The following is a 24,055-nucleotide window of genomic DNA, read 5'->3' on the forward strand; positions in this document are numbered from 1 at the left end:
TCATGTATGTTGCTGTCAAAGGGGGCGAGGCCGCCATTGCCAATGCCCATCGCCTGCTGGCGGATCGCCGTCGCGGCGACCGTTCGTTGCCGGCTATCGGTATCGATCAGATCGTCGCGCAGCTGGCGCTGGCCGTCGACCGCGTTATGGCCGAAGCCTCGCTCTACGATCGCACGCTCGCGGCTCTCGCCGTTCGCCAGTCGCGGGGTGATATGATCGAAGCGATCTTCCTTCTCCGCGCCTACCGCACGACGCTGCCGCGCTTCGGCTATAGCAAGCCGATCGACACCGCCCGCATGAAGATCGAGCGCCGTGTCTCCGCCACCTACAAGGATCTTCCGGGCGGCCAGCTGCTCGGCCCGACCTTCGACTATACGCATCGCCTTCTCGACCCATCGCTGTTGACCGACGAAGACGTCGGGGAGCCGACACTCCGCGATGCCGAAACCGGCCGTGTCGTGCGCGTTTCGGAAATCCTCGGTGAGGAAGGCCTGATCGAGGGCGACGGCGAGATGCCCGAGGATCACGAGATCGGCGACCTGACGCGCGAGCCGATGGAATTCCCAATGACCCGCGATCTGCGCCTGCAGGCGCTGGCTCGCGGCGATGAAGGCTTCCTCCTGGCGCTCGGCTATTCGACCCAGCGCGGCTACGGCCGCAACCATCCCTTCACCGGCGAAATCCGCATCGGTGAAGTCGAAGTGGAGTTCGATGTTCCTGAACTCGGCTTCGCGGTCTCGTTCGGCACGATCCAGGTTACGGAGTGCCAGATGGTCAACCAGTTCAAGGGTTCGTCCAAGGCACCGCCGCAGTTCACCCGCGGCTATGGCCTTGTGTTCGGCCAGAGCGAGCGTAAGGCAATGTCCATGTCGCTTGTTGATCGCGCACTACGCGCCGAAGAGCTCGGCGAGGACATCACCGCTCCGGCGCAGGACGAGGAATTCGTTATCTCGCATTCAGACAACGTTCAGTCGACTGGCTTCGTCGAGCATCTGAAGCTGCCGCACTATGTCGACTTCCAGGCGGAACTCGATCTGGTCCGCCGCATGCGCAGCGAATTCGAAGCCGGCCGCATCGGCGGCGACGGCACCATCAAGGAGGCCGAATGACCGATCTAGCTACCTACAACTTCGCCTATCTGGATGAACAGACGAAGCGCATGATCCGCCGCGCGATCCTGAAGGCGATCGCCATACCCGGCTATCAGGTGCCCTTTGCCTCGCGCGAAATGCCGATGCCCTACGGTTGGGGAACCGGCGGCGTGCAGGTGACGGCCTCGATCATAGGGCCGGACGACGTACTGAAGGTCATCGACCAGGGCGCCGACGACACCACCAATGCCGTCTCGATCCGCGCCTTCTTCCAGAAGGTCGCAAACGTCGCGGTGACGACCCACACGAAGGATGCGACGATCATTCAGACGCGCCATCGCATCCCGGAAGAAAAGCTCGGCCCCAATCAGGTGCTGGTCTACCAGGTGCCGATCCCCGAGCCGCTGCGCTTCCTCGAGCCGCGCGAGACCGAAACACGCAAGATGCACGCGCTTGAGGAATACGGCCTCATGCATGTGAAGCTTTACGAGGACATCGCGCACAACGGTCGCATTTCCAAAACCTACGCCTATCCGGTCAAGGTCGCCGGCCGCTACGTCATGGATCCGTCCCCGACGCCGAAGTTCGACAATCCGAAAATGCACATGTCGGACGCGCTGCAGCTTTTCGGGGCAGGGCGCGAGAAGCGCATCTACGCCGTCCCGCCTTACACCGAAGTCGTCAGCCTCGATTTCGAGGACTACCCCTTCGAGATCCAGCGCTTCGGCAAGCCTTGTGCACTCTGCGGCGCTGAAGAGGTTTATCTCGACGAAGTGATCCTCGACGACAAGGGCGGGCGCATGTTCGTCTGCTCCGACACCGACCATTGCGACGACCGGCGCGCCCACGGGCATGTCGGCGAGATGTTGGCACCCAATCAGGAGGCTGCCCAATGAGCGACACCCCGCTTCTCAAAGTCAATGACGTCTCGAAGTTCTACGGCAACCGCATCGGCTGCCGGAACGTCTCCTTCGAGCTCTGGCCCGGCGAAGTGCTCGCCATTGTCGGTGAATCTGGCTCGGGCAAGACCACGTTGCTCAACTGCATCTCGACCCGTCTGATGCCGACGACCGGCAGCGTCGAGTACCATATGCGTGACGGCGCCTATCGCGATCTCTACCGCATGAGCGAGGCCGAGCGCCGCTTCCTGATGCGCACCGACTGGGGTTTCGTGCATCAGAATCCGGCTGACGGCCTGCGCATGACGGTCTCTGCCGGTGCCAATGTCGGTGAGCGCCTGATGGCGATCGGCGACCGCCACTACGGCAACATTCGCTCCACGGCCGTCGACTGGCTGCAGCGCGTCGAGATCGACGAAGGCCGTATCGACGATCAGCCGCGTGCTTTTTCGGGCGGCATGCGCCAGCGTCTGCAGATCGCCCGCAATCTGGTCACCGGCCCGCGTCTGGTCTTCATGGATGAGCCGACGGGCGGCCTCGACGTGTCGGTGCAGGCCCGCCTACTCGATCTCGTCCGCGGACTCGTCAACGATCTCGGCCTTGCGGCGATCATCGTCACCCACGATCTCGCCGTCGCACGCCTGCTGTCGCACCGCATGGTGGTGATGAAGGATGGCCATGTCATCGAGCACGGGCTGACCGATCGCGTCCTGGACGATCCGCGCGAGCCGTACACACAGCTCCTTGTTTCCTCCATCCTGCAGGTCTGATCGCGAGAGCCGTTCGGACTCCGGCTACAGGGGTCCTTGGCATGCGAAACTAAGGAAAGAAATCATGGCAACGCCACTCGTTGTTTCTGAAGTCGCCAAGAGCTTTACCATGCACCTGCGCGACGGCATCAAGCTGCCGGTCGTTTCGGACGTGTCCTTCTCCGTTGCGTCAGGCGAATGCGTCGTCCTTGGCGGCCCGTCGGGCATCGGCAAGAGCTCGCTGCTCAAGATGATCTACGGCAACTATGTCGTCGACAGCGGCCAGATCCTCATCAAGCATCACGACAAGATCGTCGATCTGGCAACGGCCGACCCGCGCACGATCATCGATGTGCGCCGCCACACGCTCGGCTATGTCAGCCAGTTCCTGCGCACCGTCCCGCGTGTCGCGGCAATCGACGTGGTCGCCGAGCCGCTGGTCGCCCGCGGCGAGAAGGCGGAAACGGCGCGGAAGAAGGCCGCAACCCTTCTCTCGAAGCTGAACTTGCCCGAAGCGCTCTGGCAGCTGCCGCCCGCCACCTTCTCCGGCGGCGAGCAGCAGCGCGTCAACATCGCCCGTGGCTTCATCACCGAGCATACGGTGCTGCTGCTCGACGAGCCGACGGCCTCCCTCGATGCCAAAAACCGCGCCGTGGTTGTCGGCATGATCGAGGAAAAGAAGAAGGCGGGTGTCGCGCTCCTCGGCATCTTCCACGATGAGGAAGTGCGCGAGGCCGTCGCCGACCGCATTCTCGACGTCCAGAAATTCTCGCCGCGAAAGACAATCGCCGCATGAGCCGCAAGATTGGCCTAGAGCCCTATTTTCATGAAACCGCTTCCGTGAAGAATGCCACCTTTGGCCGCTTCACGGAAGTCTCGGAGCGCTGCCGCATCGAAGAGGTCGAGTTCGGCGACTACTCCTATGTCATGCAGGATGGCGCGATCTGGTGCGCGACGATCGGCAAGTTCGTCAACATCGCCGCTTCGGTGCGCATCAATGCCACCAACCACCCGACCTGGCGCGCGACGCTGCATCACTTCACCTATCGCGCCGCCGACTATTGGTCGGATGCCGATATGGAGACCGATTTCTTCGAATGGCGCCGCTCCAACCGCGTCGTTATCGGCCATGACGTCTGGATCGGTCACGGCGCCACCATTCTACCCGGCGTCAAGGTCGGTAACGGCGCCGTCATCGGCGCCGGCGCGGTCGTCTCCAAGGATGTCGCCCCCTACACAATCGTCGGCGGCGTCCCCACCAAGCTGATCCGCGAACGCTTTCCCAAAGAGGTCGGCGAACGAATGGACAAGCTAGCCTGGTGGGATTGGGAGCATGACCGCCTGCGGATCGCCCTGCAGGACTTCCGGAACCTGAGCGCGGAAGATTTTCTCGCGCGCTACGAATAGTGACAAAAGCCCCTGAGTTTGCTCAGGGACCATTCCTCGACGTTTTGGTCAGCGAAGGCCGGTCTCCTACGGCAGGCCACGCCTTACCCTATGGATTTGGGTTCTTCGCCAATTGCCATTCGCCGGTCTCGTCCGGCTCTACACGCTTGTTGCCGCGGTAGAAGATCGGCAATCCGGTCTTTTTATCCATGGAGAAGCGGCTGGGCGTGAACTTTTCGTCCTCGTGTCCTCGGATGGCGAGGCCGAGTGCCTCCTTAAACTTCCCGGCGTTGCACAGGCTTTTGAAGAGAGTCTGATCCATCGCTTTACTCCAGCATCCTCGATGTCCCTTGAGTTGCCTGCCATCGACCGGTGATCGGGTCAACTGTCAACGACCGACTTCGTGTGCAATCGCCAGCCGGCTGCGATTGGCAGGACCTCTCTGCATGTTGTTTACGCGGCACACGACCTGGCCGGATTTCGGCGGGCCGCCAAAGCCTCGATTATGACAGTCCTTACACAAAACTGACATTGGAGCTTCATCAACCGGGACTAATGCACTCCCTCATATCGCGTTTGGACTATGAGGAAGAGCATGATGTTCGAGCTGAAGAATGTCACCCGCCGTTTCGGAAACAAGACCGCCGTCGATTCCGTGACGCTCGACATTCCTCAGGGCCAGATGGTCGGCATCATCGGCCGTTCCGGCGCCGGCAAGTCCACGCTTCTGCGCATGATCAACCGCCTGCAGGAACCGACGTCAGGCTCGATCCATTTTGCCGGCGTTGAGGTCTCGAGCCTCCGTGGTCAGGCCCTGCGCAACTGGCAGCGTGATTGCGCCATGATCTTCCAGCAGTTCAATCTCGTTTCGCGTCTCGACGTGTTGACCAACGTCATGCTCGGCCGTCTGAACCATCGCTCGACCGCAATGAGCCTGCTTGGCATCTTCACCCGCGAAGAGCGCATTCATGCGATCGCAGCTCTTGAGCGCCTCGGTATCGAGCAGACGGCACTGCAAATGGCTGGCACCCTTTCCGGCGGCCAGCAGCAGCGCGTCGCGATTGCCCGTGCCCTGATGCAGAACCCGAAGATGGTGCTTGCCGACGAGCCGATCGCCTCGCTCGATCCGCTGAATGCCAAGATCGTCATGGACGCGCTACGCGACATCAACGAGCGCGAAGGCATCACCGTCGTCACCAACCTTCATACGCTGGATACCGCCCGCAACTACTGCGAACGTATCGTCGGCATGGCCGCTGGCCGCGTCGTATTCGACGGCAAGCCGTCCGAGCTGACGGCCGATGCCGTCAAGCAGATCTACGGCACCGACAAGGATGGTGCCGGCATCGACGAGACGATGACCTCGACGTCGATCAACATTCCCGCGGCTGCAGCCGCCCAACAATCCGCCGGTTTGCAATCGCTGGCGCTGGCCGGTCTCTGAGAGGGGCGGCCTCGATCGTAAGCCCGCGTTATGGGCACATTTCTTCTTAACCAGAGATCGCCGGGGACGCCGGTCAATCAGGAGAGTACCATGTTGAAGAAAGCACTCTTTGCCGCGACGGCGCTGTTTGCGCTTGCCGGCATCTCGCATGCTGCAGACCTCAAGGAATTCCGCGTGGGCATTCTCGGTGGCGAGAACGAAACCGACCGCCTGCGCAACTACGCTTGCCTGGCCGATCACCTGAAGACCGAGTTCGGCTTCGAGAAGGTTTCGCTCTTCCCGGCTGCTGATTATGACGGCGTTATCCAGGGTCTGCTCGGCGGCACGCTCGACTTTGCAGAACTCGGCGCTTCGGGTTACGCTGCAATTGCCATCAAGAACGACAAGGCTGTTACCCCGATCCTCACGACGGTCCAGAAGGACGGCTCGACCGGCTACCACTCGATCGGCCTGGCTCTGAAGTCCGCGGGCATCAAGGACATCAAGGACGCCAAGGGCAAGAAGCTCGGCTACGCCGATCCGGACTCCACCTCGGGCTATCTCATTCCGCTGACACAGATCCCGAAGGACACTGGCATGCCGAATGACCAGTACTTCGCGTCCACGCAGTTCAACGGCGGTCACGAGAACAACCTTCTCGCTGCCTACGACGGCAAGGTCGACATCGCTGTTGACGACTCTTCCGGCATCGGCGATTTCAAGGACGGCTACACCTCCGGCACCTTCCGCAAGGCTGTCGACAAGGGCACGGTAGACCCGAACAAGCTCGTCGAAGTCTGGCGTTCGCCGCTGATCCCGAACGGTCCGCTCGTTGTTCGCAACGAACTCGGTGCTGACTGGCAGGCAAAGCTCACCGACTTCTTCATGAAGCTCCCGGCAAAGGATGCCAAGTGCTTTGCAGCCATCGAAGGCGGCGACTACCAGGGCTACACCAAGGTTCAGCCTGACTTCTACAACGCCATTATCGACGCTCGTAAGGCTGCCATCGGCGGTTGATCGATCCTGATAGCTGGAGGGCGGCCGTTGCAGGCCGCCCTTTTTCCTGCGAAGAAAGCGGACACCTTCATGACTCTTGCCGATCCCACCGCCCACGCGCCGGCCACGCCGCAAAGCGCCCGTGAAATCGGTGACGCCTGGAGCAAGATGGTGGCCCGCCGCCGCTTCTATACCGGCCTCGGCCTGGTGATCCTGTTTGCCGCCTTCGTTGCCTCGGTGCGTTTTGCCGATGAAAGTAATGCCGGCCATTTCTTCGAGCGCCTGCCGCATCTCTTCGATTTTTTGAGCTGGCTCATTCCAAAGGATTGGAATGACGTCTGGCGCGCCCTGTTCGACATCGCAAACCCGACCCAGAAGACCGGTGAGGAGTATAATTTCGCCGAGGGTCGCGTCTATGTCTGGGCCGGCTTCTATATCCCCGAATATTTCGAGCTGATGATCATCACGATCAACGTCGCGCTCGTTTCGACGATCATCGGCTTCATCTTCGCCGTGCCGCTGAGCTTTCTCGTGGCCCGCAATCTGGCGCCGTCCAATCCGCCGCGCATCGTCGCCAAGCGTCTGACCGAACTCCTCCGCGCCTTCCCCGAGATCGTCATCGCCGGCCTGTTTTCAGCCATCCTGTCGATCGGTCCAGTTGCCGCCATCATCGCCGTCAGCCTGCACACCATCGGTGCGCTCGGCAAACTCTTCTACGAAGTCGTCGAAAACATCGACATGAAGCCCGACGAGGGCATGAAGGCCGTGGGCGCCAGCTGGTCGGAGCGCGTGCGTTTCGCCGCCATGCCGCAGGTCATGCCGAACTTCGTCTCCTACGCACTGCTGCGCCTTGAGATCAACGTTCGTGCCTCCACCATCATCGGTGCGGTCGGCGGCGGCGGCATCGGCGAGGAGCTGAAGCTCTCCATCTCGCGCGGTTTCGGCGCCAAGACGATGGCGCTCGTTCTCCTGCTTTTCATCACCATCGTTGCGGTCGACCAGTTCTCCGCATGGCTGCGCCGCCGCCTCGTCGGCGAGCACGCCTTCCTTCTGCAGCATTGAGGTCCGCCATGACGGTGATCGACGCCAACCGGATGCACGAGATCGAGCAGCGCTACCCGGAATATTTCAAACGTTCCTTCCAGCAGCGCTTCGGCGGCCTGATGATCGTGATCGCGACGCTTGTCTATGCGCTTTACGCAACCTGGTTCTTCGACTTGCCGAAGCTGCTGGCCGATGCCCATTGGGAGCGCGTCGGCCTCTATCTCAGCCAGTGGGTAAGCTATGATGTACAGCCCGAATTGCGCGTCGGCGATGACGGCATCACGATCAAATATCCGCGCTTCTCGCCGCTTGGCGACAACCCGCATCCAGACTGGGTCATCAACAATCCGGATGGCAGCGTCACCGTGTCGGTCAGTGACAGGGGCCGCACGGTCACGGTCTCCAAGACGGAGACGGTCGTCACCGCCCGCGGCATCAGCGTCCCGGTGGAAGTCTCCAGCGGCGCGCCGAAGGTCATCGGCCCTGTGCCGAGCTGGATGACGGTCTATGACGACAACGTCCTGGCCGATCTCGGCTTTGCCGGTGACGTCAGTATCTCGGTCGATCGCGTGAAGGTCCGCAAGCGATTCCTCGGCTGGGCGAATTTCGTCTTCGACACCCAGTCCCCCTTCTTTGACAAGCCGGTGGGCGAGGTGCTGAGCCTGATCGTTTCGGGACCGGAACTGAAGCCCGGCCAGTCCAACCTGTCGCTTGCCTTCGACAATATCTGGCATAACAGCGCCTGGCAGCACGGCGACGTCTGGACCAAGCTGTTCCAGACCATCGTGATGGCCTTCCTGGGAACGCTGCTCGGCGCGTTGCTCGCTTTCCCGCTAGCGTTTCTGGCTGCGCGCAATATCACCCCGAACAAGGTACTGAACCAGGTCCTGAAGCGCTTCTTTGACTTCCTGCGGTCGGTCGACATGCTGATCTGGGCGCTCTTCCTGACCCGCGCCTTCGGCCCGGGTCCCCTGGCCGGCTCCGGCGCGATTTTCCTCACGGAAACCGGCACGCTCGGCAAGCTGTATTCCGAAGGCCTGGAGAACGTCGACAACAAGCCGCGCGAAGGCATCAAATCGACCGGTGCTTCCACCGTGCTCACGCATCGCTACGGCATCATCCCACAGATCGTTCCGGTTTTCGTCAGCCAGACGCTCTACCAGTGGGAATCGAACGTCCGTGGCGCCACCATCATCGGCGCGGTCGGCGCCGGCGGTATCGGCCTCAAGCTTTGGGAGGCGATGCGTACCAACGCCAACTGGGAAAATGTCGCCTATATGGTGCTGTTGATCCTCATCGTCGTTTTCCTGTTCGACATGGCCTCGAACGCGCTGCGCCATCGGTTGATGGGCACCAAGGCACACTGAAAAAAGCGCAATTATGTAGGAACAACCACCAAGCCAAATGCGGCATTGAGATCAGGTCGCTTGAAATGAAAATGCCCGCGCAGGGCGGGCAAATCCTTCCTTACTGGAAGCAAGCTGCTATCGCAGCACTTCCAGCCCCTTTCGTTCAACAATATCAAGGATCTTGATGGCCGTGCTGCTGGGTTTCTTCGTTCCCTGCTCCCATGCGGCAACCGTGATCTTCTTAACGTTGATGAACTGAGCAAACACGGCCTGGCTGACCTTGTTTGAGTTCCGGATTTTCTTGATCTCCTCGGGCGTATAGTCACGAAGAGGAGGAAGGCAGAGAGCGTCGAACTCCCGCATCGTCACATCATCCACAAAGCCGGCTTCGTGCAGTCGCGCAGCAGACTTATGAACGTTCTTAAGAATTCTGCTCATGGCACTGAATCTCCAGTATCTGTTTCATTTCAATCATCTCAGCGAGCTTTTTGTCGTCAGCGAGCATGTAGACATCACATAGCTTTCGAAGGGCTTCCTTTTCCTTCTTCGTGATATTGTCAGTCTCGTTCTTGGCGAAGCCGTGGACGAAAATAAGCCTGTCGCCCTGACGATGGCCAACGATAGTCCGATAGCTTCCACGCTTGCCACGCCCTGGTGCTGCCACTCGCTTCTTGAGAAGAAAGCCGCCCAATCTGGCATCGACCAATCCAGCTTCGATCTCCTTCGCGGCATCACACAACATGGCATCCGTCACGTTGTACTCTCCGGCCCAGTCCTCGAACTCCAAATCCTTCAAAACTCTCACTGGCAATTTATATATTACTCCGTGATACAGAGAGCAAGCGAGATTTTGAAAAATCTCGAACCCGGAACGGCATCGACAACCGCAACCTATGGTTGATATTTGTCGCCAAACATAAATATTCCTTGAACATTTTCAATCCATGCCGACGGTTGAAGCATTACGGCCATTACAGCAGGGTCGTTCTCGCGCGCCCCCTCTCCGAAGCCGATCGACTCTGACAACGCGATATGGTACGAACGCGCCATGTTCAGATTGATACGAATAGAGCTGCGACAACCCAGCGCCTGATCGGCGAACGTTCTCGTATTGTCCTTGATGAAGGCTCTGAACATGGAAGATCCCAACAATATCAACGTGCCTGCCGTATCCGGAATTTCCTTCAGCTCCGATGACCTGGAGGTCCTCCGGAGGGTAGAAATATTGGGGCAACCAGCACTTCCTCCTTTCGCCACACTGCCGGACCTTCACGCTTAAGACCCTCCGCAACGTCACCGAGGAAGACGCCTTCAAGACGTTCTGCCTGATCCGCTGGCCGGAGACTGGTGGCCGTCCGATCTGCATCAACTGCGGACACGAGCGCTGCTATCCGATCCGTCGCCAGTGCTTCAAATGCCAGAAGTGCCGCCGCGAATTTTCGGTCACCTCGAAGACAGTCTTCGCCTTCCGGAAGATGTCCTTTCGCGACATTCTGACGGGACTGTGGCTGTCCGTGAACAGCGTGAAGGGCAAGAGCGCCCTCCAGCTCTCCCGCGAACTCGGTTGCCAGTACAAGACCGCCTGGGTGTTCCTGATGAAGATGCGCGAGGCGATCGCCACCAGGCGCGAAGACATCGTTCTCGAAGGCGAGATCCACATCGACGGAAAGTATGCTGGGGGGCACATCAAGCAGAAAAACCGGAAGGAGGACCGGATCGATCGGCGAAGGAAAAAGTATCAGAATCTCAAACGGATGACGATTCTTGCCATGCGCGAGAAGACGCTCTTCGGGCGAGAACGCACCCTCACTCGCGTCATTCGAACCGAGGACAGCAACGAGGCGTGGGAGTTCGCGAGGAAGCACGTCCGCAAGGGGTCGACGATCCATGCCGACGAGCACTTCAGCTATGACGACCTCCAGGGGCTGCAGGAACTCAAGCGCGTAAACCACAGCAGGGAATACGAGACCAAGGACGGCGTGAACACCAATCACGTCGAAAGCTTCTTCTCCCGCATCCAGCGGGCCTATGTCGGCATCCACCACCGCTTCTCGGTGAAGTATCTCGACTGGTATGCGGCGGAAATCGCCTGGCGCGAGGACAATCGCCGGGTCGATAACGGCACGCAGATGTGGAGCATGGGGCATTTCGCATTGTCGAGGAAGACATCGCGCAATCTGTGTGGCTACTGGGAGGGCAACAAACCGCCCGATCTCGTCTGGGAGCACGGTGTCAGTCCGGACAGGGCATGATCAGGCGGCGCACTCCCAAAGGCGACGCTGGCCGTCGGCGACGCCCGCATACCGCGCCCGGCCGTCCTTGACGAGCTTGTCGAGGTCTCGCGACAGGACGTTGCCAATCTGGCCGAGCCGCGGATCATCTTCGGTCAGGCCGATCTGCAGCGCCACCTGCTTTGCGCAGTCTGCCATCGAAACCGGAGCCTCTGCATCCCTCAGGATGCGCAGAAGGGCTCCGCGCTTGTCGAGATCCTTGAGCAATGGTGTCACTGCGCTTGCAGGCACCTTCGCAGGCTTTCTCGAACGGATGCGAGCAGCGCCGTCGGGACGATAGCGCTCGTCGTAAACCTTCAGCACGGTGTCGAACGCGGCTCGCTGCTCAAGGACCGCGATCTCGCCGCGAAGGGTATCGATCTTGGCCTCCAGCTCTTCCCGCTTCGTCTTCAGCTCCTCTACCACCTGCATCCGTAACACCCTCTAAAAGCTACGCTTTCAGACTATCTGGTCATGGAATGAGAGTCTGGTGGCAAGTCCTACATAATTGCGCAAAAAAGCGCAGGATCGTTCGGGATCATCATCATTCTGTCACGGAAATCTTTTAGCCGGAAGCCAGCTTGCGGCGGCGGTCAAATCACTGAAGACTGCAATCCGCATTCCGAACGATTCCCAGGATACGAGCCTTGCGCTACGCACTCTATTTTACGCCGCCGAAGGATGACCCTTTGAACGGCACGGCCGCGCTCTGGCTCGGCCGCGATGCCTTCACCGGCGAAACCTATCTGGCTCCCGATCATCCGAACCTGCCGGCCGCCGAGCAGTTTGAGCTGACCGCCGAGCCTCGCCGCTATGCCTTCCACGCGACGATCAAGGCACCGTTCCATCTGGCCGCCTCCGTCACTGAGAAGGACCTCCTCCAGGTTGTCGAGGATTTCGCCGCCCGTACGCCCGCCTTCGAGATTCCCGAGCTGGTGCTTGGACAACTGGGCAAATTCTTTGCGCTGGTACCCGCCTTTCTGCATCCGCCGCTTCAGGATTTCGCAGCCACGGTGGTAAAATCCTTCGAACCGTTTCGCGCCGCGTTGTCGGATGCCGATATCGCACGCCGAAATCCGGAGAAACTGAGCGAGAGCCAGAGGGCCAATCTGTTGCGCTGGGGTTATCCCTATGTGATGGATGACTTCGAGTTCCACATGACGCTGACCGGCCAGGTGCCGCAGGAGCGTGCTGGCATAATGAAGGCCATTCTGGCGGAGCGTTTCGCCGCTTTTACCGGCCGGCCGCTCCCAATTGGCGGCCTTGCCGTTTTCGTTGAGGAGGCGCGTGGTGCGCCGTTTACAGCCCATTCCTGGTGGCCGCTTGCCGGCGCGAAAAACTGAGAGACCATAGTCGATGACCACAGAAACCGTCTTCTCCAACGCCCGCATTGTCCTCGAGGATGAAATCATCGAAGGATCGGTCCTCGTCCGCGACGGCAAGATCGCCGATATCTCGACAGGCAGCTCCCATGTCGGCGAGGATTTCGAAGGCGACTATTTGATCCCGGGTCTCGTCGAACTCCACACCGACCATCTCGAAGGCCACTATTCGCCGCGCCCGGGCCTGCGCTGGCACAAGACGGCGGCGATCCAGGCGCATGACGCACAGATCGTCACATCAGGCATCACCACGGTCTTCGATTGCCTCCGTATGGGCGCCGACGAAGACGGCGGCTTCGAGCATGGCGAGATGCGCGAGATGGCCGACGCCATCCAGAAGGCCGAGCAGGAAGGCCGCCTGCGTGCCGAACACCTGCTACACCTGCGCTGCGAGGTCTCTGCTGACAACGTTCTGCAGCATTTCGCCGATTTCGAGAACGATCCCTATGTCCGTCTCGTCTCGCTGATGGATCACGCTCCCGGCCAGCGCCAGTTCCAGACGATGGATCAGTACATCTTCTATTACCAGAAGAAGCGCGGCCTGACCGATGCCGAGTTTGCCGAGTTCATCGATCGCCGCGTGTCGGAATCCGAGCGCAACTCGACGCCGCACCGCGTGGCCATTTCCAAGGTCTGCGCTGAGCGCGGCATTACCGTCGCCAGTCATGACGACGCAACGCTCGCCCATGTCGACGAAGCCATCGAAAATGGCGTTCGCCTGGCCGAATTCCCGACCAGCTTCGACGCAGCCAAGGCGTCGCACGAGCATGGCATGAGCGTGCTGATGGGCGCCCCGAACATCGTGCGCGGCAAGTCGCATTCCGGCAACATTGCTGCCCGCGATCTCGCCGAACGCGGCGTTCTCGATGTACTGTCCTCCGATTACGTCCCGCTCAGCCTCCTCTACGCTCCCTTCCTGATTGCCGACGAAGTCGAGAGTATCTCGCTGCCGAAAGCGATCGCCATGGTCACCGCGACGCCTGCCCGCACCGTCAGCCTCGATGACCGCGGTCGCATCGCTCCCGGCCTGCGCGCCGATCTCGTCCGCGTGTTCCGCGACCACGGCGTGCCGGTTAGCCGCTCTGTTTGGCGCGAAGGGCGCCGTGTCGCATGAACCCGTCGCACGAACCGCACATCGTTCCGGGCACCGAACGCGGCATCATGGTCGTGGTCGTCGGCCCGAGCGGCGCCGGCAAGGACACGCTGATGGCGCTGGCCGCCAAGCACTTCCAGGGCCGTCCTGAGGTGCATTTCGTCCGCCGCGTCATCACCCGCCACACCCATGCTGGCGGCGAGCAGCATCTCGCCGTGTCGGACCAGGGCTTTGCGTCGATGGAACAGGCCGGAAGCTTTGCCGTTTGGTGGGAAGCACACGGCCTGAAATATGGCATTCCAGCCGAGGTGTCGGTCTCGCTCGCACAAGGGAATCTGGTCATCGCCAATGGCTCCCGTTCGGCGCTTCACCATTTCAAGGCGGTCTTCCCGCGGCTCAAGGTCATCAATGTAACGGCGACTGCCGAGGTGCTGGCCAGCCGTCTGGAAGCGCGCGGCCGCGAGACGCACGAAGACATCATGGCGCGTCTTGCTCGCGGTTCACTCACCGTGCGCGGCGACTACGACGTGACCGACCTCGACAACAGCGGCTCGCTGGAAGAAGGCGAGCGCAGGATCGTGGATGCGCTGAACGGCTTCCTCACGGAAGTGGCCTAGGATCGGCTGACACGGAGGGGGCATGCGGCCGATCAGGGTTCTCGACTACGATCCGGCATGGCCCGCTCTCTTCGACGCCGCAAGGTGTGAGCTGCTGGCGCTGGCGGCGGATCGCATTCTTGCAATCGAGCATATCGGCAGCACGGCGGTCGCCGGACTAGCGGCTAAGCCCAAGATCGATCTTGATGCCGTGCTCGTGGACGAAGCTGCGTTGGCTGCCGTCGGCGCCTTGCTTCCCTCCGCCGGTTTTCAGGATCATGGCGATCCCTACGGCGAAGGCCGCTGGCCTTTCACGCGCGATCATGACGGCTATGGCTTGCGCCTCTATCTCTGCACACCTGAAAATCCGGCCCACCGCGACCGCATCCTGTTCCGCGACTATCTGCGCGCTCACCCGCAAAGAGCAAACGAGTATCAGGCGCTGAAGCGTCACCTTGCCGCCGAGGCCAACGGCGATTGGGATATCTACACCGGCGGCAAGAGCGATTTCGTCGCCGAGACGCTACGGCTCGCGGCCATTGAGGCTGAACGGTCTCCGCGCCGATCGTTTTCGTGCGCGGAGAAATAATTCCTGAGGACTTTCAACGAATTGAACGAGCCGTTCTTCTACGCCGATCCCGCATCAACGGCCCGCCGTATACGGATGGCGTCATTGGACAGGGAGCCTGGTCGCGAAGCGGATCTGACAAAACTGGTCGAAAGTCCGGCGTTCGGCAATGGTTGCAAAAGGTGGATCAGAGACCGTCAGGGTCTCCGCTCCTCCGGAACGGAAGGGTCAAGAGACGCTCCTGTTGGCCTGGAAGATCTCGAAACCCTTTGATGCGATCGGGCAGGCTGTGGCGCCTGACAATACACAAATACCAAGACCACCGCCCGCCCATTTCCCAGCTAGGCTATTCCGTCGCGAAGCCCCCTCCGCGTGGAGGGGCGTTGTCTACGGCAGCCGTCTACGGGTCGCCGCAGATATAGCGATCATTCGCTCTCGCCGCGTCCAGCCACGATCTCGCGCTTGCCGACATGGTTTGCCGGGCCGACGAGACCTTCCTTCTCCATGCGCTCGACGAGCGAAGCCGCACGGTTGTAGCCGATGCCGAGACGGCGCTGGATGTAGGAGGTCGAACACTTCTTGTCGCGCAGCACCACCTTGACGGCCTTGTCGTAGAGGTCGTTCCCGTCCTCGGCGGCCATGTCGCCCTTGTCGAAGACGGCGCTATCCTCTTCCTCGGCATCTTCCTCTTCGTCGGCCGTCACGGTGTCGAGATATTCCGGCCGCCCCTGCGTCTTCAGGTGCGCGACGACCTTCTCCACTTCGGCATCCGAAACGAACGGCCCGTGTACGCGCGAGATCCGCCCGCCGCCCTGCATGTGCAGCATGTCGCCCTGGCCGAGCAGTTGTTCGGCGCCTTGCTCTCCAAGGATGGTGCGGCTGTCGATCTTCGACGTCACTTGGAAGGAGATACGGGTCGGGAAGTTTGCCTTGATGGTCCCGGTGATGACGTCGACCGAAGGGCGCTGCGTCGCCATGATCAGGTGGATGCCAGCCGCACGCGCCATTTGCGCGAGGCGCTGGATCGCCCCTTCGATGTCCTTGCCGGCGACCATCATAAGGTCGGCCATCTCGTCGACGATGACGACGATGTATGGCATCGGCGTCAGGTCCATTTCCTGTTGTTCTTCGATCGGCGCGCCGGTGCTTCTGTCGAAGCCGGTCTGGACCATGACATGGATGATCTCGCCCTTGTCGCGCGCCTGCGCCACGCGGTTGTTGTAGCCGTCGATATTGCGCACGCCGAGGCGCGACATCTTGCGATAGCGATCCTCCATCTCGCGCACCGCCCACTTTAGAGCCATCACGGCCTTCTTGGGGTCGGTGACAACGGGCGTCAAAAGATGCGGAATGCCGTCATAGACGGAAAGTTCCAGCATCTTGGGATCAACCATGATCAGGCGGCACTGTTCCGGCGACATCCGGTAGAGCAGCGACAGGATCATCGTGTTGATGGCAACCGACTTGCCCGAACCGGTGGTGCCGGCGACGAGCAAATGTGGCATCTTCGCGAGCTCCGCGATGACCGGCTCGCCGCCGATCGTCTTGCCGAGGCCGAGCGCCAGCTTGTAGCCGCTCTTCTCGAAGTCTTGGCTTTCGATCATCTCGCGGAAGTAGACGGTTTCGCGCAGCGCGTTCGGCAGTTCGATGCCGATGACGTTGCGGCCGGGAACCACGGCAACACGCGCCGACAGCGCTGACATCGAGCGGGCGATATCGTCGGCCAGGCCGATGACGCGCGAGGACTTGACGCCCGGTGCCGGTTCGAACTCGTAAAGTGTGACGACGGGGCCGGGGCGGACATGGATGATCTCGCCCTTGATGCCAAAATCCTCGAGCACGCTTTCGAGGAGGCCGGCATTCTGCTCCAGCGTCTCCTGCGACATGATCTCGCCAACACGTTCCGGCGGCTCCTGCAGCAGCGAATGCGACGGGAATTCGTAGCCCGAGGCATCGACCCTCGAGGGCACGATCTTCGGCGCGGCAAAGCGCGGTGCCGGCGCGAGCGGTTGCGGTGCCTGCGTGCGGACCGGCAACGGGGCGATCGGCGGCGTTTTCGGCTGGACGACCGCTTCTTCCATACGACTCTGCTCGGCCTCTGCCGGGCTTTGAGTTGCGCGGGTGAGCGTCAAACCAGGAGCCGGTGCGACGGGAGGCGGAGCGACAGGCTCAGGCATGGGAGCAACGGCAATTGCCGGCTGTTGCCGAGCTGGCCGCCACTCCATGACACGGAACCGGCTGATGATCGATTCTGGGCTGACCTCGGCCTTTGGCAGGGAAACAACCGGGGGCAGCAGGATCGGTTCGGCGGCCGCTTCCTCGAAGGCCATGACTTCCCAGAACGCGAAGTCCGAGATGGACGCCAGTTCAGTGGATGCGCGGACAATGGTGTGGGTTTCAGGCTCGACCGAACTCACCGGCGATACGGCCGCGGTCGGCTGCACTTCGATCACAGGCGGGATCTCGGCTTCATAGCCCTCGAGCGGACCGTTGGCGACAACAGACGCCGGCGGCTCCACGCTCACGCCGATTTCTGCCGCAACGCGTTCCTGCAGCGCAAGAGGTGGCGCCGGCACGCGTTTCGGATTGATCAGATTCTCGGGCGTGCGGGTAAACCGCACATTCGGAGCCAGTGAAAAATTGCTCTGCCAGATCGGTGCCGTAGGCTTCTCGCCGGCGTGTTCCTGCAGCTGTTCACCTTCGACTTCCGCGGAAATCTCCTCGGCCCCTGTCAGATTGGTTCTAGGAAAGCGCATACGACCGCTACTCACTCATGATTAGCAACTAATACCCGCTCTCGAATTAGGAAATGAAGGTTAATAAGTTCCTTCCATCCGCACCGTCACTCGACGAAAAATTTAAAGAAAAATATTTGATATCAACAATTTGAAAGGTGATGAAAATTTTAATGGATTTTCGACGAAGCGCTTAGTGCGCTTCGTCCCAGTTGGTCGCTGAACGTGCATCGACCTTCAGCGGCACGCGCATTTCAAGCGCCGGCATGGTGGCATTCTCCATGACTGAAACGATGATCGGTGTGGCCTTTTCGACATCAGCGTCCTCGACCTCGAAGATCAGTTCGTCATGCACCTGCAGGAGCATGCGCACGCGATCTCCAAGCCCCGCCTCGGCAAGGGCCGGTTCCATCTTGATCATTGCCCGGCGAATGATGTCCGCCGCCGATCCCTGGATCGGGGCGTTGATCGCCGCACGCTCGTTGAACGCACGAACCGACGGGTTGGAGGAGCGAATCTCCGGGTAGTTGATTCGCCGCCCGAAGATCGTCTCAACGTAGCCCTTGTCGCGCGCCATCTGCTTGCGGCTGTCCATGTAGTCGCGGATGCCGGGGAAACGCTCGAAATACTTCTTGATGTAGTCGCCCGCTTCCGAGCGCTCGATCGAAAGCTGATTGGCGAGACCGAAGGCGGAAATGCCGTAGATGATCCCGAAGTTGATCGCCTTCGCGCGACGCCGCACCTCGGACGGCATGCCCTCGACGGGCACGCTGAACATCTCCGACGCAGTCATCGCATGAATGTCGACGCCATCGGCAAACGCCTGCGTCAACTGCGGGATCTCGGCGACATGCGCCAGCACGCGCAGCTCGATCTGGCTGTAGTCGGCCGAGATCAGCTTGTGGCCGGGCGTCGAAATGAATGCCGTGCGGATCTTGCGGCCTTCCGCCGTGCGCACCGGAATGTTCTGCAGGTTCGGTTCCGAGGACGAGAGGCGGCCGGTCGTCGTCGAGGCCAGCGAATACGAGGTATGGACCCGCTTCGTCTGAGGATGGATGTATCCCGGCAGCGCGTCCGTGTAGGTCGATTTCAGCTTGGTCAGCTGGCGCCAGTCGACGATCTTGCGCGGCAGTTCGAAGCCAGCGGCCGCGAGGTCTTCGAGCACGCTTGCCGATGTCGACCATTGCCCGGTCTTCGTCTTCGTGCCGCCGGCAAGTCCCATCTTGCCGAACAGGATGTCGCCCAGCTGCTTTGGCGAGCCGATGGTAAAGCGCCCACCGGCGAGCTTGTAAATTTCATCCTCCAGCGCCGCGGCGCCCTGTGCGAGATCGCCGGACAGGCGCGAGAGGATCTGCCGGTCAACGGTGATGCCGCGTGCTTCCATATGCGCCAGAACCGGAAGCAAGGGTCGCTCGAGGCGTTCGTAAACCGTCGTGAGCTTCTCAGCCGCAAGGCGTGGCTTCAGGACCAGCCAGAGTCGCAATGTGATGTCGGCATCTTCGGCCGCATAATGTGTGGCGCGATCAATATCGACGAGATCGAATGTAATGTTCGACTTACCGCTGCCGGCCACGTCCTTATAGGCAATTGGCGTATGACCGAGGAATTTCTCCGAGAGCGGATCCATGCCGTGGGCGCCGGTTCCGGCATCCAGAACGTAGGAGATCAGCATCGTATCGTCGAAGTTCGTCGTTTCGACGCCGTAACGCTTCATCAGCAGGTAGTCGTATTTGAGGTTCTGGGCGACCTTCAGGATCGACTCGTCTTCCAGCAGTGCCTTCAGCCGGGGCAGGGCATCGCGCATCGGAATCTGATTGTCGGCGAGCCCGCCGCCGAGCAGATCGCCGACACCTGTTTTGTGGCCGATCGGAACATAGGCGGCGCGGATGCTGGTGCCGGTGGCGTTCTTGTCGTTGTCGGCGATCGCCATAGAGAATCCAACAAGCTCCGCCTGCATCGCATCGAGCGACGTCGTCTCGGTGTCGAAGCCAATCAGTCCCGTCTCGCGCGCATCGGCAATCCATTTGTCAAGCGTCGCGACATCGCGGATCGTGACATAGCGCGAGTGGTCGAAGGGCAGGGAGGCAAACGCCTCGGCGCGCGCCTTGGCAAGATCGCCAGGCAGGAACGTGCCTTCACGACCATTCCCGCCGTTCGCCTTCGCCGGAACGGGCACCGACTCGCCGGCGACATCGGGAATGCCACCGGCAACTGGCTCGTGCTGGGCGACGTCGAGATCGGGGCCGCGTGCCGCCGCGCCCCACTCGACCGGAACATCGACGGCATCGATCGCGCTGGCATCGCAATCGCAAGCATCGGCCACGCGCCGCGTCAGCGACGTGAACTGCATTGCCTTCAGGAAGCCGATCAGCTTCGGTCCATTCTGCGGCTCGAGGGTCAGGTCTTCGACGCTGAGTTCCAGCGGAACGTCGGTGCGCAGCCGCACCAGTTCGCGCGACAGGCGCGCCTTGTCGGCATTCTCGATGATTGTCTGCCGGCGCTTCTCCTGCTTGATCTCGGTCGCGCGTTCCAGGAGCGCGTCGAGATCGCCGTATTCGGCAAGCAGCTGCGCCGCTGTCTTCGGGCCGATTCCGGGGATGCCAGGCACGTTGTCGACCGAGTCGCCGGTCATCGCCTGAAGATCGATCATCTTCTCGGGCGGCACGCCCCATTTCTCGATGACATCGGGAATGCCGATCTGCTTGTCCTTCATGCTGTCGTACATGTGGACAGCAGGCGTCACCAGCTGCATCAGATCCTTGTCCGAGGACACGATCGTAACATCGGCGCCGAGCGCCTCGGCCTGACGCGCATAAGTTGCGATGATGTCGTCGGCCTCGAAACCCTCCGTCTCAATGCACGGCAGATTGAAAGCCCGCGTTGCATGGCGGATGAGCCCGAATTGCGGGATCAGTTCCTCGGGCGGCGCCGAGCGGTTCGCCTTGTAGGCGTCGTAGAGATCCTTGCGGAACGTCTTTGCCGAATAGTCGAAGACGACGGCAAGATGCGTCGGGGTCACCCCGACCGACGTGTCGCGTGCATCGGTCAGGAGCTTCCACAGCATGTTGCAGAATCCGGACACCGCGCCCACCGGCAGGCCATCGGATTTGCGCGTTAGCGGAGGGAGTGCGTGAAAGGCTCGAAAGATGAAACCGGAGCCGTCGACTAGGAAAAGATGATCGCCTTTTTTCATGGCGTCATGGATAGCGCGGCCACCTTGGAAGGTCCATATAAAGTTAGGAGTGAGAAAAGATTCTGCCTCACCAAACTGTTACTAATTTGTAATAGTCAATCCTCGGCTTTCCCTTGAAAAGCCACATTCCCGATCACAAATGATTACTACCGACGTTTGATCGTGTTGATCGCGTCGAGGGTCTGATAGCTGGCTTGTCCCCCGCCGCATCGGACTTGGACAAAGGCCTTATCCCCTCTCCGGGCCTTTGTCCCCATTTTAGAGCCGCCATAGCCACACCTCCAGGCTATGGCGGCTTTGTTTTTCTGCTCTATCTTTCAAAGGACAGCCTGCGATGAAAGTATTTGTCGTGCATCGCAGGCGTTTTGTTGAATCGTTTTGTCGAGTATTTTGCGACTAACTGAGAAGATGGGAATTAATCGTATGGACTCGGGAGCCTATCTTGCCAGCCAGCTGGCCAAGGGCTTCGCTCGTTCGCTGCAGCAGCGCGCGGCGAGGCTCGGCTTTTCGCCAGGGCAGTTCCCGGTTCTTCTCGAACTCTGGGCCGAGGACGGGTTGACCCAGAAGCAGTTGCTGGCTCGCGTCGACATCGAACAGGCGACCATGGCAAACACGCTTGCACGCATGGCGCGCGACGGGCTGATCGATCGTCGTCCGCATCCGTCCGACAAGCGCGCCCAGCTGATCTTCCTGACCGACAAGGCCAAAGGCATGGAAGACGACGCGATCGAGGCGGCGCGCGAAGCGGATCTCGCGCTCTTTCGGGGCTTCAAGAGCTTCGAACGCGAACTGACCCTCGAATATATCCGTCGTCTTCTCGACAACGCCAAAAAGCTTTAAGCCTATTCCGCCGCCGTTATGGTGGCGGGAGCATACGGCCGATCCAACTCGTCGGCGTGGGTTGCAAGGAGGCTCTCACGTGCTGCCAGCTTGACGCTCGGTTCGATATCAGGCTTGCCGAGAAGCAGGCCCTGCATCTGCTCACAGCCTTCTTCGATGACGATCTGGCGCTGGAGTTCCGTTTCGACGCCTTCGGTCACGACCTGAATTCCCAGGCTGTGGCCAAGGCCGATGATGGCGCGCACGATGGAACGGGCGGCTGCGTCATGCTCGAGAATGCCGGTGAAGCTGCGGTCCACCTTGATCTTGTCGAAGGGCAAGGCGCGCAGGTTCGAAAGCGACGAGAAGCCCGTTCCGAAGTCGTCCATGACGATGCGCACGCCAAGTCCATGCAGACGCATCAACGTTGCGATGACATTGCTTCGGTCACGCACGAAGGCAGCTTCGGTAATCTCCAGTTCCAGCCTCTCCGGGGCCAGCTCGGTCTCTTCGAGGATCGCCGCAACCCGCTCGCAAAGGTTCGGGAGCATGAACTGCACCGGCGAGACGTTGACGGCGATGGACAGCGGCTGCGGCCACCGCACCGCTTCGGTGCAGGCCTGGCGCATCACCCACTCTCCAAGCTGCACGATCACACCGCTTTCCTCGGCGATGCCCATGAAGACCTCCGGTTCACTCATGCCGTGCCCGGGCCGATTCCACCGCATCAGGGCTTCATAGCCGGTGACGGTATCCGTCCTGCTGTCGAGGATCGGCTGGTAGCTAACGGAGAGCTGGCTGCGCGTGATCGCATGGCGCAGCTCCGCCTCGATCTGGCGACGGGCGCGCACGGTTTCGTCCATTTCCGCGTCGAAGAAGCAGGCCTTGCCGCGCCCGGCATGCTTGGCACGGTAAAGCGCCGTGTCGGCGTTGTCGCTCAGCTCTTCCGCCGTGCGTCCGTCCGTAGGATAGACGGCGATGCCGACGCTGATGCCGACGGCGGTCGGATCGCGGGCGATATCCATTTCAGCGGCGAGCCCGTCAAGAATAAGCCCCGCAAGCTTGCGCGCTGCGTCCGGCTGCTGCTTGCCCGTCTGGATGATCGCGAACTCATCGCCCCCAAGTCGAGCGACCGTGTCGCCCTCATCGGCCACGCGCTGCAGGATTGTCGAAACCTTGCAGAGGATGCGGTCGCCCTCCGCATGTCCGAAAATGTCGTTGACGGCCTTGAAACGATCGAGGTCCAGACAGAAGACGGCAATCTGCGTGCCTTTGCGCTGGGCCAATTGAAGAGCGTGGCGAATGCGCGTCTCGAACAGCGAGCGGTTCGGCAAGCCGGTCAAAACGTCGTGCTGCGCCAGATGCTCGATCATTTTCTCGGCGCGCTTACGTTCGGTGAGATCGCGAATCACCAAGACGTCGCAGTTGCGCCCGCGATAGACCATGCGACGGGACAGGATCTCAACCGGGATCTCGTTGTCGTCTTTGCTGGTCAACAGCGTCTCCTCGCGGGAGGCGGGCGTGCTGCCATCCATGCTCATCAGAACGGAGGTCGGATCAGCCCCGAGCAGCTCGGCCAAGTGCCAGCCCGACATTTGCTGGAAGCGTTCGTTGGCGTCGATGATCTTTCCTTCGCGCAGAACGAGCAGCCCCTCCATCGAGGCGTTTGCGAGGCCGCGTAGATCGGTCAGATGGCTTTCGAGAAATACGGCGCCGAGAGCGACGAGGATCAGGGCCGTCGACACCGCCATGATGATCGCAGCCAGGGCTTTCGGCTCCAGAACGGTTGCGGTTGCGCTTCGTCCGGGTTCGGGAATGAGCGTTATGCTGCTCATCGAAATGAAATGCATCGCTGCGATGGCGAGCACCATGGCGATCGCCGGCACCAGCAGCCGTTTTGCCCCCTTGAGCCTCTTGAAGGAGAGAAAGGCCATGCTCGCGAGTGTCGCGCCAATCAGCAGCGCGATCAGCGTTGCTGAAAGATCGTAGACGATATCAACCTGGGCTTCGATCGCCCGCATGCCCGTCAGGTGCATCGAACCGATCCCGAGCGCCATCAAGATGCCACCGGGCACGAAGGAATACGCGCTCGTGCCTTCCGCGGACACCAGGATGGCCAGCCAGGAGACGCATATCGCCAACACAACGGAGAGTGTTGTCAAGCCGAGACCATAAGTGATCGTGAAGCCGCCATCATAGGCGAGCATTGAGATGAAGTGCGTCGCCCAGATGCCGACGCCACAGGCAAATGCCGATGCCATGATCCAGTTTCGTTGCTGTCCGGGATCGCATTCCTGGGCGCGGAACAAGAGCAGCGTCGAGGCAAGGTTGCCGATCAGGCAAACGATGACGGCAGCAACAATTAGGCGCCAGTCATGGTTGTCGCGAATGCAGGTGACTACAGAGAACATATCTCACCTCGAACACATTGTCGGCATGCTATTTAGCCTTCCCTAAATAAC

The 24,055-nt window shown here is 60.7% G+C and carries 23 protein-coding genes; 15 read left to right on the top strand and 8 right to left on the bottom strand.

Features of this window, described 5'->3' with window-relative positions:
• The first annotated feature begins 2 nt into the window (after positions 1–2).
• The 5 genes from FHX09_RS03125 to FHX09_RS03145 all read left to right on the top strand — a co-directional run bounded on the left by FHX09_RS03125 (position 3) and on the right by FHX09_RS03145 (position 4,146).
• Positions 3–1,109: a carbon-phosphorus lyase complex subunit PhnI gene (locus FHX09_RS03125; RefSeq protein WP_132589458.1), complete on the top strand. Its 1,107-nt coding sequence runs from the start codon at positions 3–5 to the stop codon at positions 1,107–1,109.
• Positions 1,106–1,987, top strand: coding sequence for an alpha-D-ribose 1-methylphosphonate 5-phosphate C-P-lyase PhnJ (locus FHX09_RS03130; RefSeq protein ID WP_132589460.1), 882 nt, complete (start codon positions 1,106–1,108; stop codon positions 1,985–1,987). Before FHX09_RS03125 ends, FHX09_RS03130 begins: the two co-directional genes overlap by 4 nt.
• Complete coding sequence (gene phnK, locus FHX09_RS03135; protein ID WP_132589461.1) at positions 1,984–2,760, top strand: phosphonate C-P lyase system protein PhnK; 777 nt, start codon at positions 1,984–1,986, stop codon at positions 2,758–2,760. Before FHX09_RS03130 ends, phnK begins: the two co-directional genes overlap by 4 nt.
• A 64-nt stretch (positions 2,761–2,824) precedes the next feature.
• A complete protein-coding gene (phnL, locus tag FHX09_RS03140; protein ID WP_132589463.1) occupies positions 2,825–3,535 on the top strand; it encodes a phosphonate C-P lyase system protein PhnL in 711 nt (236 codons plus the stop codon).
• Positions 3,532–4,146: a DapH/DapD/GlmU-related protein gene (locus tag FHX09_RS03145; protein WP_007798538.1), complete on the top strand. Its 615-nt coding sequence runs from the start codon at positions 3,532–3,534 to the stop codon at positions 4,144–4,146. The genes phnL and FHX09_RS03145 overlap by 4 nt, the downstream gene beginning before the upstream one ends.
• 88 nt (positions 4,147–4,234) lie before the next feature.
• Here the strand turns inward: FHX09_RS03145 and FHX09_RS03150 are convergent, their stop codons facing one another.
• The gene (locus FHX09_RS03150; RefSeq protein WP_132589465.1) at positions 4,235–4,447 is read right to left on the bottom strand and encodes a hypothetical protein; all 213 of its coding nucleotides are present in this window, start codon (positions 4,445–4,447) and stop codon (positions 4,235–4,237) included.
• Positions 4,448–4,723: 276 nt separating this feature from the next.
• Here FHX09_RS03150 and phnC point away from each other — a divergent pair, with 276 nt between their 5' ends.
• The 4 genes from phnC to phnE (FHX09_RS03170) all read left to right on the top strand — a co-directional run bounded on the left by phnC (position 4,724) and on the right by phnE (FHX09_RS03170) (position 8,955).
• A complete protein-coding gene (gene phnC / locus FHX09_RS03155; RefSeq protein WP_183722367.1) occupies positions 4,724–5,569 on the top strand; it encodes a phosphonate ABC transporter ATP-binding protein in 846 nt (281 codons plus the stop codon).
• A 90-nt stretch (positions 5,570–5,659) separates the two neighbouring features.
• Positions 5,660–6,565 (top strand): phosphonate ABC transporter substrate-binding protein, encoded by a 906-nt coding sequence (gene phnD / locus FHX09_RS03160; protein ID WP_007798548.1) that lies wholly within the window; start codon positions 5,660–5,662, stop codon positions 6,563–6,565.
• Positions 6,566–6,634: 69 nt separating this feature from the next.
• Positions 6,635–7,606 carry a phosphonate ABC transporter, permease protein PhnE gene (phnE, locus tag FHX09_RS03165; RefSeq protein ID WP_132589469.1) on the top strand — a complete coding sequence of 324 codons (972 nt, stop codon included), beginning with the start codon at positions 6,635–6,637 and terminating at the stop codon, positions 7,604–7,606.
• A gap of 8 nt (positions 7,607–7,614) precedes the next feature.
• Positions 7,615–8,955 (top strand): phosphonate ABC transporter, permease protein PhnE, encoded by a 1,341-nt coding sequence (gene phnE / locus FHX09_RS03170; protein ID WP_132589471.1) that lies wholly within the window; start codon positions 7,615–7,617, stop codon positions 8,953–8,955.
• A 117-nt stretch (positions 8,956–9,072) separates the two neighbouring features.
• On the opposite strand, the gene FHX09_RS03175 is transcribed toward phnE (FHX09_RS03170), so the two are convergent.
• The 3 genes from FHX09_RS03175 to FHX09_RS03185 all read right to left on the bottom strand — a co-directional run bounded on the left by FHX09_RS03175 (position 9,073) and on the right by FHX09_RS03185 (position 10,074).
• Positions 9,073–9,375, bottom strand: a complete 303-nt coding sequence (locus FHX09_RS03175; RefSeq protein ID WP_112507876.1) for a DNA-binding transcriptional regulator — start codon at positions 9,373–9,375, stop codon at positions 9,073–9,075.
• Entirely contained in the window at positions 9,359–9,742 is a 384-nt protein-coding gene (locus FHX09_RS03180; protein ID WP_281040952.1) for a type II toxin-antitoxin system RelE/ParE family toxin, read from the bottom strand. The genes FHX09_RS03175 and FHX09_RS03180 overlap by 17 nt, the downstream gene beginning before the upstream one ends.
• Before the next feature lie 86 nt (positions 9,743–9,828).
• Entirely contained in the window at positions 9,829–10,074 is a 246-nt protein-coding gene (locus FHX09_RS03185; protein WP_132589475.1) for a hypothetical protein, read from the bottom strand.
• A 338-nt stretch (positions 10,075–10,412) separates the two neighbouring features.
• On the opposite strand from FHX09_RS03185, the gene FHX09_RS03195 reads away from it, so the two are divergent.
• A complete protein-coding gene (locus tag FHX09_RS03195; protein WP_132589477.1) occupies positions 10,413–11,189 on the top strand; it encodes an IS1595 family transposase in 777 nt (258 codons plus the stop codon).
• Here FHX09_RS03195 and FHX09_RS03200 read toward each other — a convergent pair whose 3' ends face one another.
• Positions 11,190–11,639, bottom strand: coding sequence for a hypothetical protein (locus FHX09_RS03200; RefSeq protein WP_132589479.1), 450 nt, complete (start codon positions 11,637–11,639; stop codon positions 11,190–11,192).
• 215 nt (positions 11,640–11,854) lie between these two features.
• Here FHX09_RS03200 and FHX09_RS03205 point away from each other — a divergent pair, with 215 nt between their 5' ends.
• From FHX09_RS03205 to FHX09_RS03220, 4 genes are read left to right on the top strand one after another with little or no spacing between them, the layout of a single operon-like run.
• Positions 11,855–12,550: a DUF1045 domain-containing protein gene (locus tag FHX09_RS03205; protein ID WP_132589481.1), complete on the top strand. Its 696-nt coding sequence runs from the start codon at positions 11,855–11,857 to the stop codon at positions 12,548–12,550.
• Between the two features lie 13 nt (positions 12,551–12,563).
• Positions 12,564–13,703 (top strand): alpha-D-ribose 1-methylphosphonate 5-triphosphate diphosphatase, encoded by a 1,140-nt coding sequence (locus FHX09_RS03210; protein WP_132589483.1) that lies wholly within the window; start codon positions 12,564–12,566, stop codon positions 13,701–13,703.
• Positions 13,700–14,299, top strand: a complete 600-nt coding sequence (phnN, locus tag FHX09_RS03215; protein ID WP_132589485.1) for a phosphonate metabolism protein/1,5-bisphosphokinase (PRPP-forming) PhnN — start codon at positions 13,700–13,702, stop codon at positions 14,297–14,299. The genes FHX09_RS03210 and phnN overlap by 4 nt, the downstream gene beginning before the upstream one ends.
• A gap of 22 nt (positions 14,300–14,321) precedes the next feature.
• Positions 14,322–14,867, top strand: coding sequence for a GrpB family protein (locus FHX09_RS03220; RefSeq protein WP_132589487.1), 546 nt, complete (start codon positions 14,322–14,324; stop codon positions 14,865–14,867).
• Between the two features lie 404 nt (positions 14,868–15,271).
• On the opposite strand, the gene FHX09_RS03225 is transcribed toward FHX09_RS03220, so the two are convergent.
• Together FHX09_RS03225 and polA are read right to left on the bottom strand one after the other, a co-directional pair.
• Positions 15,272–17,602, bottom strand: a complete 2,331-nt coding sequence (locus FHX09_RS03225; RefSeq protein WP_132594070.1) for a DNA translocase FtsK — start codon at positions 17,600–17,602, stop codon at positions 15,272–15,274.
• Between the two features lie 172 nt (positions 17,603–17,774).
• Positions 17,775–20,774 (bottom strand): DNA polymerase I, encoded by a 3,000-nt coding sequence (gene polA / locus FHX09_RS03230; RefSeq protein WP_132594072.1) that lies wholly within the window; start codon positions 20,772–20,774, stop codon positions 17,775–17,777.
• A gap of 423 nt (positions 20,775–21,197) precedes the next feature.
• Between polA and FHX09_RS03235 the strand changes: the two genes are divergently transcribed.
• Positions 21,198–21,614: a MarR family transcriptional regulator gene (locus FHX09_RS03235; RefSeq protein WP_007798574.1), complete on the top strand. Its 417-nt coding sequence runs from the start codon at positions 21,198–21,200 to the stop codon at positions 21,612–21,614.
• Positions 21,615–21,616: 2 nt separating this feature from the next.
• Here FHX09_RS03235 and FHX09_RS03240 read toward each other — a convergent pair whose 3' ends face one another.
• Positions 21,617–24,004 carry an EAL domain-containing protein gene (locus FHX09_RS03240; RefSeq protein ID WP_132594074.1) on the bottom strand — a complete coding sequence of 796 codons (2,388 nt, stop codon included), beginning with the start codon at positions 24,002–24,004 and terminating at the stop codon, positions 21,617–21,619.
• Positions 24,005–24,055: the final 51 nt, after the last annotated feature.

Source organism: Rhizobium sp. BK538 (genome assembly GCF_014197575.1).
GTDB lineage: Bacteria > Pseudomonadota > Alphaproteobacteria > Rhizobiales > Rhizobiaceae > Rhizobium.

Coding starts and splice junctions, on each gene's coding strand:
- FHX09_RS03240 (WP_132594074.1), bottom strand. CDS start 24,004: ATGTTCTCTGTAGTCACCTGCATTCGCGACAACCATGACTGGCGCCTA.
- FHX09_RS03145 (WP_007798538.1), top strand. CDS start 3,532: ATGAGCCGCAAGATTGGCCTAGAGCCCTATTTTCATGAAACCGCTTCC.
- FHX09_RS03235 (WP_007798574.1), top strand. CDS start 21,198: ATGGACTCGGGAGCCTATCTTGCCAGCCAGCTGGCCAAGGGCTTCGCT.
- phnC (WP_183722367.1), top strand. CDS start 4,724: ATGTTCGAGCTGAAGAATGTCACCCGCCGTTTCGGAAACAAGACCGCC.
- FHX09_RS03125 (WP_132589458.1), top strand. CDS start 3: ATGTATGTTGCTGTCAAAGGGGGCGAGGCCGCCATTGCCAATGCCCAT.
- FHX09_RS03225 (WP_132594070.1), bottom strand. CDS start 17,602: ATGCGCTTTCCTAGAACCAATCTGACAGGGGCCGAGGAGATTTCCGCG.
- FHX09_RS03220 (WP_132589487.1), top strand. CDS start 14,322: ATGCGGCCGATCAGGGTTCTCGACTACGATCCGGCATGGCCCGCTCTC.
- FHX09_RS03130 (WP_132589460.1), top strand. CDS start 1,106: ATGACCGATCTAGCTACCTACAACTTCGCCTATCTGGATGAACAGACG.
- FHX09_RS03210 (WP_132589483.1), top strand. CDS start 12,564: ATGACCACAGAAACCGTCTTCTCCAACGCCCGCATTGTCCTCGAGGAT.
- phnE (WP_132589469.1), top strand. CDS start 6,635: ATGACTCTTGCCGATCCCACCGCCCACGCGCCGGCCACGCCGCAAAGC.
- phnE (WP_132589471.1), top strand. CDS start 7,615: ATGACGGTGATCGACGCCAACCGGATGCACGAGATCGAGCAGCGCTAC.
- FHX09_RS03185 (WP_132589475.1), bottom strand. CDS start 10,074: ATGTTCAGAGCCTTCATCAAGGACAATACGAGAACGTTCGCCGATCAG.
- FHX09_RS03195 (WP_132589477.1), top strand. CDS start 10,413: ATGTCCTTTCGCGACATTCTGACGGGACTGTGGCTGTCCGTGAACAGC.
- polA (WP_132594072.1), bottom strand. CDS start 20,774: ATGAAAAAAGGCGATCATCTTTTCCTAGTCGACGGCTCCGGTTTCATC.
- phnK (WP_132589461.1), top strand. CDS start 1,984: ATGAGCGACACCCCGCTTCTCAAAGTCAATGACGTCTCGAAGTTCTAC.
- FHX09_RS03200 (WP_132589479.1), bottom strand. CDS start 11,639: ATGCAGGTGGTAGAGGAGCTGAAGACGAAGCGGGAAGAGCTGGAGGCC.
- phnD (WP_007798548.1), top strand. CDS start 5,660: ATGTTGAAGAAAGCACTCTTTGCCGCGACGGCGCTGTTTGCGCTTGCC.
- FHX09_RS03150 (WP_132589465.1), bottom strand. CDS start 4,447: ATGGATCAGACTCTCTTCAAAAGCCTGTGCAACGCCGGGAAGTTTAAG.
- FHX09_RS03175 (WP_112507876.1), bottom strand. CDS start 9,375: ATGAGCAGAATTCTTAAGAACGTTCATAAGTCTGCTGCGCGACTGCAC.
- phnN (WP_132589485.1), top strand. CDS start 13,700: ATGAACCCGTCGCACGAACCGCACATCGTTCCGGGCACCGAACGCGGC.
- phnL (WP_132589463.1), top strand. CDS start 2,825: ATGGCAACGCCACTCGTTGTTTCTGAAGTCGCCAAGAGCTTTACCATG.